The 14,850-nt window shown below is 43.1% G+C and carries 12 protein-coding genes; 2 read left to right on the top strand and 10 right to left on the bottom strand.

All coding sequences use genetic code 11. The features are described from left to right. Window positions 1-6: 6 nt before the first annotated feature. Both rnr and ACFSYC_RS10090 read right to left on the bottom strand, forming a co-directional pair. On the bottom strand, window positions 7-2,145 hold the full coding sequence (rnr, locus tag ACFSYC_RS10095) for a ribonuclease R (protein ID WP_377126625.1): 2,139 nt from the start codon (window positions 2,143-2,145) through the stop codon (window positions 7-9). Window positions 2,146-2,288: 143 nt separating this feature from the next. Continuing rightward, on the bottom strand, window positions 2,289-2,996 hold the full coding sequence (locus tag ACFSYC_RS10090; protein ID WP_377126622.1) for a 3'-5' exonuclease: 708 nt from the start codon (window positions 2,994-2,996) through the stop codon (window positions 2,289-2,291). Window positions 2,997-3,113: 117 nt separating this feature from the next. Here ACFSYC_RS10090 and ACFSYC_RS10085 point away from each other — a divergent pair, with 117 nt between their 5' ends. Next, window positions 3,114-4,124, top strand: coding sequence for a cellulase family glycosylhydrolase (locus ACFSYC_RS10085; protein ID WP_377126619.1), 1,011 nt, complete (start codon window positions 3,114-3,116; stop codon window positions 4,122-4,124). A gap of 47 nt (window positions 4,125-4,171) precedes the next feature. Here ACFSYC_RS10085 and ACFSYC_RS10080 read toward each other — a convergent pair whose 3' ends face one another. Continuing rightward, on the bottom strand, window positions 4,172-5,827 hold the full coding sequence (locus tag ACFSYC_RS10080; protein ID WP_377126616.1) for a hypothetical protein: 1,656 nt from the start codon (window positions 5,825-5,827) through the stop codon (window positions 4,172-4,174). Window positions 5,828-6,107: 280 nt separating this feature from the next. Between ACFSYC_RS10080 and ACFSYC_RS10075 the strand changes: the two genes are divergently transcribed. After that, entirely contained in the window at window positions 6,108-6,251 is a 144-nt protein-coding gene (locus ACFSYC_RS10075) for a hypothetical protein (RefSeq protein ID WP_377126614.1), read from the top strand. An 11-nt stretch (window positions 6,252-6,262) separates the two neighbouring features. Here ACFSYC_RS10075 and ACFSYC_RS10070 read toward each other — a convergent pair whose 3' ends face one another. From ACFSYC_RS10070 to ctlX, 7 genes are all read right to left on the bottom strand, one after another. After that, complete coding sequence (locus tag ACFSYC_RS10070; protein ID WP_377126611.1) at window positions 6,263-6,610, bottom strand: hypothetical protein; 348 nt, start codon at window positions 6,608-6,610, stop codon at window positions 6,263-6,265. A gap of 265 nt (window positions 6,611-6,875) precedes the next feature. Then, window positions 6,876-7,727: a 3-keto-disaccharide hydrolase gene (locus ACFSYC_RS10065; RefSeq protein WP_377126608.1), complete on the bottom strand. Its 852-nt coding sequence runs from the start codon at window positions 7,725-7,727 to the stop codon at window positions 6,876-6,878. A gap of 192 nt (window positions 7,728-7,919) precedes the next feature. Next, window positions 7,920-9,389 carry a glycoside hydrolase family 28 protein gene (locus ACFSYC_RS10060; protein ID WP_377126605.1) on the bottom strand — a complete coding sequence of 490 codons (1,470 nt, stop codon included), beginning with the start codon at window positions 9,387-9,389 and terminating at the stop codon, window positions 7,920-7,922. A 22-nt stretch (window positions 9,390-9,411) separates the two neighbouring features. Continuing rightward, on the bottom strand, window positions 9,412-10,485 hold the full coding sequence (locus tag ACFSYC_RS10055; protein ID WP_377126602.1) for a beta-propeller domain-containing protein: 1,074 nt from the start codon (window positions 10,483-10,485) through the stop codon (window positions 9,412-9,414). Between the two features lie 86 nt (window positions 10,486-10,571). Further along, window positions 10,572-11,783 carry a PKD domain-containing protein gene (locus tag ACFSYC_RS10050; protein ID WP_377126599.1) on the bottom strand — a complete coding sequence of 404 codons (1,212 nt, stop codon included), beginning with the start codon at window positions 11,781-11,783 and terminating at the stop codon, window positions 10,572-10,574. A 598-nt stretch (window positions 11,784-12,381) separates the two neighbouring features. After that, window positions 12,382-13,776 (bottom strand): arginine decarboxylase, encoded by a 1,395-nt coding sequence (locus tag ACFSYC_RS10045; protein ID WP_377126596.1) that lies wholly within the window; start codon window positions 13,774-13,776, stop codon window positions 12,382-12,384. Between the two features lie 150 nt (window positions 13,777-13,926). Beyond that, window positions 13,927-14,850: a citrulline utilization hydrolase CtlX gene (gene ctlX / locus ACFSYC_RS10040; protein WP_377126593.1), complete on the bottom strand. Its 924-nt coding sequence runs from the start codon at window positions 14,848-14,850 to the stop codon at window positions 13,927-13,929.

The raw sequence follows: 14,850 nt of genomic DNA, 5'->3' as shown, positions 1-14,850 counted from the left end.
AAATATTTAGTCCTGCACCAATGAAAAATCAATTTGTTTTTTAGCCAAATCAACGTTTTTTACACGTATTTTAACCTCGTCGCCCAGCTGATAGGTCTTCTTTTTACGCTGGCCAATTATGGCGTAATTTTTCTCGTCTAAGGTATAAAAATCATCAGAGATATCGCGCAACCTTATCATGCCCTCGCACTTATTTTCAATGATCTCTACATACATGCCCCACTCGGTAACGCCAGATATAACGCCGGCATAAACCTCACCAACCTGATCTTTAAGAAATTCTGCCTGTTTGTATTTAACCGATGAGCGCTCGGCATCGGCAGCTTTCTTTTCCATAGCTGATGCATGCTGGCACATTACCTCGTAATGCTCGGCGCTTACAGATTGTCCTCCGTCTAAATAATGCTGCAGCAAGCGATGCACCATCACATCCGGATACCTGCGGATAGGCGAGGTAAAGTGCGTGTAATGATCAAATGCCAAACCATAGTGGCTACTGCTTTTGGTGGTATAAATTGCTTTGGCCATAGAGCGGATAGCTAAATGGGTTAGCACATTCTGTTCTTTTTTACCCTCAACATCCGCCATTAAGTAGTTAAGCGATTTGGCGGTTTCTTTATCTGTTTTAGTGTTTATCTTATATCCAAAACGGGCTGCAAATGTTGCAAAACTTGCCAGGGCATCAGGTTTTGGCGAATCGTGCGCACGGTAAACAAAGGTGTATTTATGTTTGCCCTTCCCTTTTTTGCTGATAAACTCTGCCACTTTGCGGTTGGCCAGCAGCATAAAGTCTTCAATCAATTTATGGGCGTCTTTGCGCTCTTTAACATACACGCCGGTTGGTTTGCCCTTTTCGTCAAGATGAAATTTAACCTCGGTTGTTTCAAAGCTGATAGCACCATTTTTAAACTTACGGTCGCGCAGGATGTAGGCCAGCTCATTTAGTTTCTCTATTTCAGCAGCATAATCGCCCTGTTTGGTTTCAATAACTTCTTGCGCTTCCTCATACGTGAAACGACGGTTAGAGTTAATCACCGTTTTGCCGAACCACTCGGTAACAATGTTTGCATTGTCATCAAGCTCAAATACCGCCGCGAAGCAAAGTTTTTCTTCGTCGGGGCGCAATGAGCATAATCCGTTTGAAAGTCGCTCAGGAAGCATGGGAATAACCCTGTCGACCAGGTAAACAGAGGTTCCACGATCAAAGGCTTCTTTATCCAAAGCCGAATCCGGAATGATATAGTGCGAGACATCAGCAATATGTACACCAACCTCATAATTTCCGTTGTCAAGTTTTTTGTATGATATAGCATCGTCAAAATCCTTGGCATCAAATGGATCAATGGTGAAGGTAATCACGTCTCTGAAATCGCGACGCTTAGCTATTTCTTCGGCGCTGATATCGGCAGGGATCTGCTCAGCATCATGCTCAACTTCTTTCGGAAACGATAGCGGGAAACCATACTCCGCCAAGATGGCGTTCATTTCCGTATCATTCTCGCCTTGTTCGCCTAAAATGTGTTTAATACGCCCTATGGGGTTTTTAGCCTGTGTGGGCCAATCGGTGATCTCGGCTACGGCCTTGATGCCATTTTTAGCCCCGTTAAGCTCGCCCATCGGGATAAAGATGTCATGCATCATCTTACGGTCATCGGGAATAAAGAAAGCGTAACGTTCTGATAGCTTGACAATACCGGTAAACTCGGTCTTTACGCGTTGCAATATTTCTATGATCTCGCCCTCTTTGCGTCGGCCCTTGCTTTTTGCGTATACGTATACTTTAACACGGTCGCCGTGCAGGGCATTTCTTAGTTTACGTGGCGCTACAAAAATGTCGCCCTCGTCCGGGTCGTCGGTAATTATAAATGCCGATCCATCGGCAGTAAGGTCTACCTTACCCTCTACAAACGTTTTAAGCTCCAGCAGCTGAAACTTGCCGGGCGAAACCTCTTTTAAAACCTGTTTAAAAGCTTCTTCTTCTAATATATCGAGGATGGTATTTCTATCTTCAGGATCGCGCACGTTCAGAGTGGCCGACACCTGTCTGTAATTTAACGGTTGATTGCCGTTTTGCTCAAAAACATCAAGCACCAATTTGGTTAATACCTGGTTAATTGACGAGCTTTTATTCTTATTTTTAGACATAGGTAAATATGTATTTACGCGAAGATAGGGGATTAATGACTAATTTGCCATCTTCGACCGTGATCTACTTCTTAACACTGATAACAAGCACAGGTTTTAAAAACGACAGTTTGCATTTCTCGTCGCGGCTAAGTGACAGAATTTCACCCCACGTACATAATATTCTCCTCCTCAATCAGTTCCTCACCACGGTATCGCCTTAACAATTGCGCTGTAGCTACCACATCTTTTTGGCAATAGGTGCAAATGCGCTCCAGCTCATTATCAACCCAGTATACCGTGCCTACCATGCTGCCATCTATATCATCTTTAGGGGTGGGTATGTCAAATATCGCGGTGAGCAGGCTTAATGAGGTATAGCTTTTGTAATCGCCAAATTTCCAAAGTTCCATGGTGTCCAGGTGGTTTATCTCCCAGGGCTTGCGCCCGGCGATCTCAAGCTGTTTGGGTAGGGGCAGGCCATTGACCAACATCCGGCGGCATATGTACGGAAAATCAAATTCTTTACCATTGTGCGCCACCAGTATAAGGCTGGGCGGTTGGCCGTTAAGCAGGTTCGAAAAATTTTGTAGCAACAGCTTCTCGTCATGCCCGGCAAATGATTTCAGACGCAACCCGCGTACGGATCCGCCGGAAAATATACCGACCGATATACAAATGATCTTGCCAAATTCGGCCCAGATGCCCGCGCTGCCATAAAATTCTTCGGCGGTTTTGTCTGCACGCTGGCGGGTGGTTTTCAGGTCCCAAAGTCTTTTAAACTGATCGGGCACTTCGTCGTAAGTAGCGTATTGGGGCACGGTTTCAATGTCCAATACCATCATGTTGCTTAGGTCGTACTGTTCAAGCATGCAGTAGGTTTTTGTTAGTACGCTAAGGTAAGGATTGCATACCTAATAAAATACGGCCATAAATTAATTTACATATCATAAATCATTAAGTTTACTTCTATAAACTATCGTGACATTATGAAACAGATCTCTTACCTGACAATTTTTATTGCGTTGTTTTGCTTTCTATCGCCATCAGCGCCATTGTATGCTCAGCGAACGAAACTTGGTATTGATGGTACGGCATTTACGATAGCTAATAAACCCACCTTTCTTTATGGAATAAGCTATTACGGTGCATTGGGAGCGCCCGAAGGGTTTATAAAAAAGGACCTTGCCGATATTAAAAAGTATAAATTAAACTGGATCAGGATATGGGCAAACTGGCCGGGGCAAACTACAGACATTAGCGCCGTAGACGATAACGGCAATGCTGTAGCCGCCTACATGAATAAACTAAAATGGCTGGTACAGCAATGCGATAAATTAGGGATTGTTGTTGATGTAAGCCTTGCGCACAGTAACAACACCAATGGCCGGTCGTTAAAAACAATTGAGGGACATGAGCGGGCATTGCGTTCTATTGTCACAGCGCTAAAGGGCTACAAAAACTGGTACCTTGACCTGGCAAATGAGCGCGATGTTGGCGATGCCCGGTTTGTAAGTTTTAAAGATTTAGCAATGATGCGCGACGTCGCTAAACAGATCTATCCGGGTTTGCTTATCACGGCATCTGCCGGTAATGATATTAGCCCGGATGATTTGAAAGAGTATCTTACCCAGGTAAAGGTTGATTTTGTGAGCCCACACCGGCCACGAACGGCGAAATCGGCTATGCAAACTGCCGGAAAGACAACAGAATATCTTACCCAAATGGCTGTTATAGGTAAGCGGGTACCGATACATTATCAAGAACCGTTTAGGCGGGGATATACAGATTGGCAACCGCTTACCAAAGACTATATAGCAGACCTTTTTGGCGCTAAGCAAGCCGGCGCGGCAGGCTGGTGCTTCCATAACGGCGATCAACGAGGGGATGCGGCACATCAACCAGCCCGTTCATTTGATCTGAGCCAAAAGCGCTTGTTTGATCAGCTTGATGCGGAAGAGTTGCTGGCTATTAAGACTATAGCGAAAGAGTTGCATTAATCCGCCTTGCGAATAATCATATTGGCTAGGTTGGTAAAGTAACCTGGTTAGTTAACTTCGACCTTCACATTTTTAAACATGAAGCGATTGTCACTAATCCTCAGGGCTTTTCCACTTGCAGTGGTAACGCCTCTGAGCATAACCTTGTTCGTTAACACATAGGGGAATTTTTCCTGGTAGGTTTCGTCTTTCATCTCCGGATTGAAATTACTGAAAATTGCAGGCCCATTGTAATTGTTCTGATGTTTGGAATCGTCAATTCGGAGCTTTTCAATGGTGATCCGTTCAGGCATATAACACGTGTAACCGAAATTGTGCTGACCTGAATTTGATCCGCTGATTAGCGCGGCGCTGCCGATAGGCTTACCACCTGCGGGTATAAATACACAGTTGCGGATCAATACCTCGCCCTGCCAGGTGCTGCCATAGTCGGAACGCAGGTTAACAAAGCTTTTTGCCCGAACGGTGGAATTTTCGATTTTCAAGAGACCACTACCAATTGCGTTGATCCCCATGTGTCCAAGGGTCGAATTGCGTATGGTAGCGTTGGCGACACCTTGATGGGCATCAAATCGCGATAGGGTGCAGCTATCATAAAGAAGGTTTTTGCAAAAGTTTGATCCTAAAATACCCCAGTAGCGGGTGTCGTCGATATTATTTGTCTGGCTGCAATTTATAAAGGATACATTAACCGCATGATTTACAGAAAGGTCATAGGTGCCCATTGTAACCGGCTTGCCCGCCGCGCCAATAGTACTGTAAGTCTGATGTCCGGTCAGGATGGTGTTCCTTACGGTTACGTAGGCGCACTCACCAATATTGATAAAGCCTCCATAAGGCGCCCCGTGGTCTCCTTCATCCTTGATGTCGTGTCGCAGGCCTTCAATAAGCACATGCGACCGCCTAACAGCTATGCCCCGGCTATAATAGGTATAGTTTGATTCGGCTTTATTGGCAATCGTGGTAAAACGCCCTCCAGTGATTTTTAGCAGGTCCTGATCAATCGGCAGCGCGGTAATATTCGTGATTTGTTCAAAATCCCAGATGATGGGTGCATCCATATCCACGTTCCCGTTTTTATCGACAACAAAAATATCGGTCTGCGAAGAACCATTGTTTTGATTTAGCCCTAACCTAATATATTGTTTTACGTTTGAATTTGTGACCGTAACCAAACAGGGCCCTTGTGTAAGCTCGATTTTTCGTTGGTTCCTTTTAACTGACGAAATGCTTGTCAGTTTAAACGGTTTTTGGTTTGAACTGACCATGAAGACATCTGCATTGCGATTTTCTACATCGGTATCATCAATAATAAAGGCCGCGGTGCCAAAGTCAGTGTCCGTCCGGATGATTACTGTGCGCCTCTTTCCCCCAATATAATACGTTGCCGTGGGGTTGGCTTTCACGGTGAGACCGTGCATATTGGCAAAAGCGTGGGTTGCAGCAATAGCATCTATATCATCGGTTTTAACATCTCCTTTGGCGCCGAAATCGCTGTAATAAACCGATCTTGCGGCTTTAAACTTTAGAACATCCTTTGTCGATATGTTAACTTGTAGTTCCCCCTTACCATTATCATGTACCCGTGTTTCCTTATCCAGTGATGTAAACACTACATTATTTTCAAGCAGCGTGCTGTTCTGTGCCTGCGTTAGTGATACACAGTTTAAGAGCAGGAACGTTAGCAGTATGTATTTTATCATGGGATGGGTTTAATATCATTAACTGAAAAATTTGGTATTAAGACCGCCGCTTAACCGACATCTTATTGATTAAGGTATGTAAAAATTGGATACAATACAAACAGTTATATGTATGTGGTTTTGTTTAAAATTAAAGAATGCGGGCTAACTATAGTCTATTCGCCAGGGCTGGCGCAATACGTTTCTCGCTAAGCCATTCAGTTGTTGGTCATAAGACACAACAACTGCGGCGTGTCGAACACCAACAAAGGCGAGGAGTGATAGCGACCTGCTTAACCGTATGAAAGAGATTGCCAACCTGTCCGATGGTGATTTGAAGCAATTCTACGCTGTTATAGATGCTCTGTTCAGAGACGCGAAGGCTAAGAATAGCAAAGCCCAACTGCGTGGTTGGGCTTGTGCTTTAGGTATTAATAATTATTAAAATGTAATCTTCTACCAGAGATAACCCTTAAAACTTCCCCAAATCAATATCGCGATAAAGCATGTTGTCAAAGTAATATGGACTGTCAAGGTACGCTTCACCATGCTTTGACTGTTTAAAGTTGATCGATTAATTAAATATACAGCCCCCACAAAGAAACTACCTTCTATGATCAACAATAGCGTTTTGATGGCGGCAAAATCTAACATTCCGTGAAAATCTGTCCTTGGCTGATTACCTTTCCACAAGAGACTTTCTGGCACAGCATTGTTATTTATATAAGTGTTTGCATACATTAAGCAAAAGAACACAACCAGCTGAAAGATTAGGTTAAGTGCTACATAGATCGTCTTTCTCATTATCGTTATTTTTTTTCTCTGGAAAGGACCAGCTGGCTTAGCTTCCTGCATTTTATTCCATTCATTTATTTTCTACGGTTTACCCCCGCCCCGCTACCGCAAGCGTCTCGCTTGAATAGATACTCATAAATGTGTTTGGCATAGCCAGCTAATCAGTTAAAAGTATAACTTGGTATTGTACATACATCACCATAAATAACTACAACTGTTAGCACGGTTGCTATAACGTATGAGGTATGTTTTCATGACTAACGTAATGGTTCCTCTACTCCTTTAACAAAGCCGCAGGCAAACCTTCAATTCCCTGCACCATTATCTCCCTGTAAAACAACTCGGCGCCTTCACTTTCTAATTGTATTTTACCTTTAATCAACGGTGTAAATTCACCTTTATCACTTTGACTATTATGGTATAACACCATGGCTACCTTGCCATTTACCACGTGTATACTGGTATCCCCGTGGCAATATAGGTCGAGCGTGTTCCACTCGCCAACCGGTTTTTCGTTGCCGGTGCCTTGTTTTTTACAATGACGGCCCTGGGCATTACCGTCGCTAAAAGCGGTCATATTACCTTGCGGACTGTAAAAGTAATTGTTACCATCTTTTTTTACCACGGGGATCTCGGCAGATCCGCCGGCACAGCCCCAATAGTCGCCGCAACGGCCTTCTTCAACCTGAAACTCCTGCGATCGCATCCAAAAACCAGCATCGGCCCCAAGTGCACCTACCGAGTGGTACAGCACACCGCTGCCCCTAACGTTGGCTTTCTTTTTTTGGCCCCATAAAACTTTGCCCCATTTAAATTGCAGGCGCAAGTGATAGTTCTGAAACTGTTGTTTAGTAATCAGCGCACCCCAGGTTTCGCCCGAGATCCGGATGGCGGGTTTGCCATCTTCTTTGACAACGGTATAAACTCCTCGCGGATCGATGTTGAAACCTACCGGTGTATTGTTAGCGGCCCTGCCGTTTTCATCAGTCTCGCGGCCAAGGTAGGTATCCCAGCCTTTCAGGTTTTTGCCGTTGAATATTACCTGCCATTTGCTTTTGGGAGCAGGGTTGACAAAACAAAAAAACAAGCTACAGGCCAGTAATAAAAAAACGTAGGTGGGTTTCATAACATGAGCAGAAATTGGTTAAACTAATATATAAAATTAATCTTACCAAGTGTTATGTGCACCTGATGAACTATGAGTGATGGTGACATTAAACCTTTGCGCTAAAAGCAGACAAGCCAGATGTACTTTGCAACACATCCGGCTTGTTTCCTCATAACCGACCCGCAGGTAGCGAATGCTGGGGGCGTCCGCTTAATTAGTTTTAATTTGCGAAGAGTTGATGCTGAATATTTTATTTTTGCTTTTTGGTTCTTTTACCGTTAGCGTTTTAAAAGTAATTTGGTGGACATCGTCTAAAGCGATGGCCGTCCTAAAGTCGGCTTTGGCGGTAGTTATTTTCAGTCCTATTATCTGCAGGTCCTGTGCGTGGCGGATGTAGGCACCCCATGCCGGTAGTTCGCCAAACATAGAATACTCTGGATAGCTATCCGGCTTTTCGGGTATGCCGGCCATATTATCAATAGATATCTTTGCCAAAGCTTTCTCTGCACCCCCCGCTTGTTTAATGCTGATGTTTTTAAGCCTGATATTGTTGATTATTTGATCTGGCATTCCTGCAATTACAATCCCCGGCAGGGCTTTAAGCGGATTTTTCTCGGTCCTTATTTCCACATCGACGTTTTGGATCTGAATATTATGTACCTTACCCTTGCGCGTACCCTTGCGGGCGCCGGCTCTTAAAAATATGGCATTACCTATATTTACTCCCTGTAAGCCGTCAACTACTATATTTTCAATCACTGCGCCGTCTACAGCTTCTAAAGCAATGGCCGACCGGTTAGTATCGAATACCCTATTATTAATAATACGGATGTTCTTAAAACCACCTAATGACGCTGTGCCAAATTTAATGCCGCTGGCATCGGTAGTCATAGTGTTGTTTTGGATCAAGATATCCTGGTTTAGTACATCAGGTTGTAATGATTTTAAACAGATGCCATCGTCGCTGCTATTGAAATAGGAGTTGCTTAGTTTGAAATTGGTACAGTCGACTATATCAATCCCATCGTTATTCCAAAACGCCCGGCTCTCTACCTTAATGCTGTCAATCACCACGTTTTTGCATTGGTTGTAGCACTCTGTCCAGCAGGCCGAATTTTTCAAGGTTATGTTTTTCACCGTCACGTTTTCGCAACCAAACAAGTTAATGATCATAGGGCGGTTATCCTCGTTAGGGCGATTAACTGAGCCCCCCTTAACCAAGCCCTTTTTTAGCATTTCGCCCACATTTGCTGCAAGCTCTTTTCCCTGCCCGTCTATAATGCCTTTGCCCGTAATAGCTACATCCTTTTGATTAAGCCCTAATATTAAAGCCAGCGATGTGTTAAAATTATGATCAAATGCTGTGTTTTGCCGATCATAGTCGAGCGGATTTACTGATCCCAGTAACACAGTGCCTTCTTCGAGATGTAAAGTTACGCCAGATTTGATATGAATGCAGCCGGTAAGGTATTTACCTGCGGGAAATATCAAAACCCCACCGCCGTTTTGACTGATGTGGTCAATACCGTATTGTATTGACCGTGTGTTAAGGCTTATACCATCGGCCTTAATACCAAAATATGCTGCCGGATAGTCTTTAGCTGTTGCAGTAAGCGAATTTATCGTTAAGAAAATAGCTGTAAGCCATATAATGAACGATTGTGTTATAGATTTGATCATGTGTATGTTGAATGTATATAAATTAGTGCTCAGATTGTCCCGGTATCTCTGGCACGCCCGGATCATCCAACACCTGTACTGCGGTGCCATCGCCAACGGTTTTCCAGTCGTGCAGTACCCAAACAACTTTTTTATCTTTGGTGACTTCGATCATTTGCGGACCCTTGCCATTTTGACCGCGCGATGTAAAGATGGTGTTGCCGTTTGCCAGCCTTGTGCAGGTTTGCGGTGCCGATGCAAATTGGTATTGCGCAGGCAAATCTGTTTTGCAGTTAAACTCCCAAAGAATGTCTTTTTTGGCATTAACTTCAAACGTGCGCCATTCTCTTTCGTCGGTTATTAGTGTGTTGCCATTTTTTAGTCTTATGGCTGCCCATGGCTGCGGCGTGGTATAGCTCCATATCTCTTTAAAATCTTTGTCAAATTCAACCACCTTGCCTTTACCCATGTATGATATCAGGTAAGTGCCTTGAGCAGTAACCCGGGCACGTCTAAACTGTCCATGCACGCCGCGATCTGTGTAGTTAAACGGTATATCCCGTTCAACTTCAATTTTGCCGGTTTTATAGTTTACTATGTAAAACTTTGGGGTGTCAGCGTTTACCACAAACATTATCCTATCCAGGCCAATGGGCTGGCAGGCGTGTACTTCGGCATGCTCAGGGCCGGTTTCTTTAAAGTCCATTTTCCACAGTACTTTTTTGTCGGGCGTCATAACGGCAACGTATTTCATGCGGGTAAATAGGATGTTACCGTTTGATATCATCCATACATCATCATATTCATAACCCTTGCCGGTTTGGTAGGTCCATATCACTTTACCGTCGTTTATTAAGGACATACGGGTATTGTTTTCGCCCACATACAACATAGTGTGTTGCGCCAGGCCCTTTCCGGGGAGGTTTGCCGGCTGCTCTTCACCGGGTGTTATCATTGCCGATGGCTCTTCCTGCGGTGCCATAGCGGGCACGTTTGCGGCTGTAAATAGGTTAAGCACATCCATGCAAGGTGTTGCGCTTTTTTTCTGGGCCGATACATAGGTGGCAGACGCTGTTAACAATAGCGCAGCGGCAATAGTAATTTTAGTGGCTTTCATTATCTAGTTTTTATATGGTTTGTAAATTTAGCAAATAGTATGTAGCAATCCTTATATTGCAATATCAGGATCTTATCTAGCAAGCATTATTTATATAATCTAAAATCGTTGGTTTGTAGTGCAGCGTCGCCCCAATTTGAAGTTATTGCCCACCGGTACATTTTAAATGGTTTTGGGTTGGCTATGGCGTAGTAAAACAGCTTTTTAAAGCGTTGTAAATCAGTAGTTGCGCCAAGCGCGGTCATTTGGTCATAAAAATTTTTAGTCATAACCCGGGTGTCCAAAATTTCCCATGTTACCCCATCATCAGATCCCTGGAGATTCCATGATTTTGGGTCGCGGGCCGGCAGGTCATTTGAGTTACTAACAGCATAAGTTTTAACTGCTTGTTTATCACGATAAATTAAAGTAGTCATTAAGGGATAGGTAAAGAGCCTGCCGTCTTTACCGCCCATAGTGAATTTGGTTTCTACATTGTTATCCAACAGGTTTTTTGAGCTTTCGGCAATATTAAGAGCGTTGTCAGCAGAGACAGTGTAACTATCCCGGGCCTGAGTTATGTCTAGCAGAAAACCTTCGGTTGTCGCGGTATTGCGAGATACTGTTGCAGTTGAGCCATCGTTAGTAGTTATTTTGGCCGAAACAGTATTGAAAGATCCGGGAACATAAGTTCTGACAGGGGCTAACAAATTGCTGGTGGCGGCAGGTGTAACCTCTGCAAAGGTCCATAAAATAGAGGCAATATTTGCTTTAGCCTTTATGCTGTACTTAACCTCATTAGGTATGCCGGTTTTTTCTATGCCGATTTTTATCACGCTATCCGGGTTGATAAAAATTTCGATCACTTTTTTTGACGTGTTTCCGGTGTTTGAAACTGTTTTAAGCTCCACCAAAAATTTACCGGTAGTAGCAAATGTGTGCGTTGGACTAACCTGGGTAGATAAAGAGTCGTCGCCGAAACGCCACTCTATCTTTTTGTATTTTGATGAGCGATCTTTAAAATGAAATTTGAAGGCATTAAGCGAGTCAGCCTTAAATTCAAAGTTCGAAATTGGGTTGATGACTGGTAGGTCTACCGTAGTTTCTTCGGCCAATTTTTTACATGATATCATTACGCTCATACAAGCTAATAGGGTCATTGGTTTTAGCCATTGTTTTAGGTTTACAATTTGATTTTTCATGGTTTTGGTTTTTATTTTGGCAGCGCAGTTAGCGCCATTTGTAGCAAAAGTTGTAGGGTTATAGGTATCAAAGCATGCGGCACTATGGCCAAAAACGGGCAATAGAATGCTATGCATGGCATTACGGGCATGTTTAAGGGGTATTTAAAAGGCTTTGCAAATGCTGCGGCGTAACCGCAGGGTGTTAAATGTCAGGCAACAGGGTTGTTTTACTCATTCTCATGGTTGATTAAAGATTAATAAAATGCCTTTCTGGCTTAATTGGTAGTCTATATTACTAATCTTTGAGAGCTTCACGATACAAATGGCCGGGAAAATTCACGCAATCGTTACCGATTTTAACCGCAAACGTTGCCGACAGGTGGGCCTTAAAAGGAGAAACCGAAAAGGGGAGTGGTCGATGGCGTTGGCGCATAAGACATCGTGCGGCATTTGTAAATAATTTCTTCAAGGGTCACCAATAAGGTGATTCACCTTGACTGATTCACTTGATTTTTATTAAATCTATAAAAAACGTTTAAGTAGTTAATAATCAAATATATAAAGCGATTTTATTAAAGTATTGATACTGTTTCAAACTGTTTCACTTCAATACATAATAGGTTAGTAATAAGGTTATTAACATAAAACACTGTTTCATATTTTTATTGAAACAGCACAAACAAAAAAGCCTCCCGGAAACCGGAAGGCTTTGCAATATCGAGGTTATCGAACCTTAGGTAGTATAACCTAATATCTTTAACACTTGCTTGCTGTTTTGCTCCTCACCAAACACCTCGAAGTTAAAGGTCTCATCGCGATTGCGGCGAATGAGTACGTGTTTGGGTGATGGTAGCAAACAGTGGTGGATACCGCCGTAGCCGCTCAGTACCTCTTGATAGGCGCCGGTGTTGAAAAAGCCCAGGTATTGTACTTTACGCGTCTTAGGCATAAACACACTGTTCATATGCGCTTCCTGGTTATAGTAATCCTGACCATCGCAGGTAATGCCCCCAAGGTTGACACGCTCATATTCGCTATCCCAATTGTTTATAGGCAACAGGATGTACTTTTGATTCAGTGCCCAAACATCTGGCAGGTTGGTAATGAAAGATCCGTCGAGCATTAACCAGCGTTCGCGGTCATTCTGTTGCTTGCGGCCCAGAACTTTGTAAAGGATGCCGGAAGCTTCCGCACAGGTATACTTGCCAAACTCGGTAATGATATCGGGTTCAACAGTATCGTTTTCGGCACAGATCTCTTTTATACGCTTAACAATCTCATTGATCATGTACTCATAATCAAAATCAAACACCAACGAGTCTTTGAACGGCATACCGCCGCCAATGTCCAGGGTGTCTAAAGCAGGGTTGATCTTCTTGAACTTGCAGTATAAGGTTACGTACTTCTCAAGCTCGTTCCAGTAATAAGGCGTGTCAGAGATACCCGAGTTGATGAAGAAGTGCAACAGCTTAACCTGGAAGTTAGGGTTATTCTCTATCTTGTTGTAGTAGAAATCGATAATATCCTCCATACGGATACCCAACCGCGAGGTATAGAATTGCGAGTCGGGCTGCTCTTCCGCCGCTATGCGGATACCCAGGTTGCATGGGCTTGACATTTCGATCTCGTCGTCGTAAAGGTTAAACTCCTCTTTATTATCTAAAACAGGGATGATGTTTTTGAAACCGTCGTGCAGCATATCAATAATGTACTGCTTGTATTGAAAAGTTTTAAAACCGTTACAGATAACGGTCATATCCTTGGTGATAACCCCTTTCTTTTCCAAGGCGTCAATCATCGGCATGTCGAAAGCTGATGAAGTCTCCAGGTGGATCTCATTTTTTAAAGCTTCTTCTACAATATGCTTAAAGTGTGAGCTTTTAGTGCAATAGCAGTACTTATAGCTACCGCGATAGTTGTTTTTAATAATAGCTTGTTGAAACAAAAGCTTTGCCTGCTGTATCTTCTTGGTAACCATAGGCAAGTAAGTGAAGCGCAGGGGAGTACCGTACGTTTCAATCATTTCCATTAAATTCAGATCATGAAAATATAATTCATCATCAATGATCTGGAAGCCATCCTGCGGGAAGCCAACGCTTAAGTCAAGAAATTCCTGGTAACTCTGCATTTATTAAAATTTTGGCAAATGTAATTTTTTAACATTATTAATGGCCAAATGTTATAGTAAATTTTTATAGTGTGAATGTAATTTATTTTGTTTGATAATAGCTCATAGTTCGTAGACAATAAGCTTGCAATAACTATGAACCATGAGCTATTAACTATCAACTAAAGGCAAATGCACTTCTGCAATCATACACCTTACACTGCCGCCACCGGTGGTTTCGATAGTATTAATGTCCGCATAAATAAATTTGCCGAAAGATGATAACAAATCTTGTTGCGCTTCTTTCAAAACATCATAAGCGCTCTGCGACATGACGATTAGTGTCTCGCCATCAGTATTTTTAACTTCAAGCATATTGCCTGCAAAGTGGGTTATCTGGTTAAATGATATATCGATGATCTGTTTGTGGGTGTTTACCAGTGATTCAACAATCCGTTCTTTTTCAGCGTTATCACAGATGCTATCTAAACATATAACGGCAAAAGAACTGCCTAAAGCCATCAACACATTGGTATGATAGATAGCGATGCCTCGTTCGTCTATCGCATTAAAGCTGACAGGGCTATAGCCGGCCTGCTTGCAGAAAGTAGCTAATACCGTTTCATTTGTACGGGGCGACAGACACGCATAAGCTATCTTGTTATTTCTATCAAGCACCATACTACCTGTACCTTCCAGAAACTTACTTTCAAGCTCAAACCTGCTCAGATCTATTACTTTGCTTACCTTGAAGTTGTCCCGCAGTTTGTGGATGATATCCTCGCGGCGCTCCAAGCGGCGATTGGTTGCCTGCATGGGGTATAAAAACACATCGCCGTTAGCGTGAAATGATACCCAATTATTAGGGAAGATAGAGTCGGGGGTATAGGGTTGCGCAGTATCTTCGATAACGGTCACATTAACCTTATTATCCCTCAAAACTTTTACCAACCCGTCAAATTCGGCCAGCGCTTTGTTTTGCACTTTATGCTGGTTATCGCTACGGGTCTGAAAAGCATTGCTTTGGACAGTTTGGTCATTAAACCCAAAGTTTACCGGGCGTATCATTAACAGGTTTGAAGTTGATTGACTCAT

Origin of the sequence: Mucilaginibacter antarcticus, assembly GCF_042686155.1 — a bacterium.
Lineage (GTDB): Bacteria > Bacteroidota > Bacteroidia > Sphingobacteriales > Sphingobacteriaceae > Mucilaginibacter > Mucilaginibacter antarcticus.
This window is presented reverse-complemented; position numbering and strand designations above follow the sequence as displayed.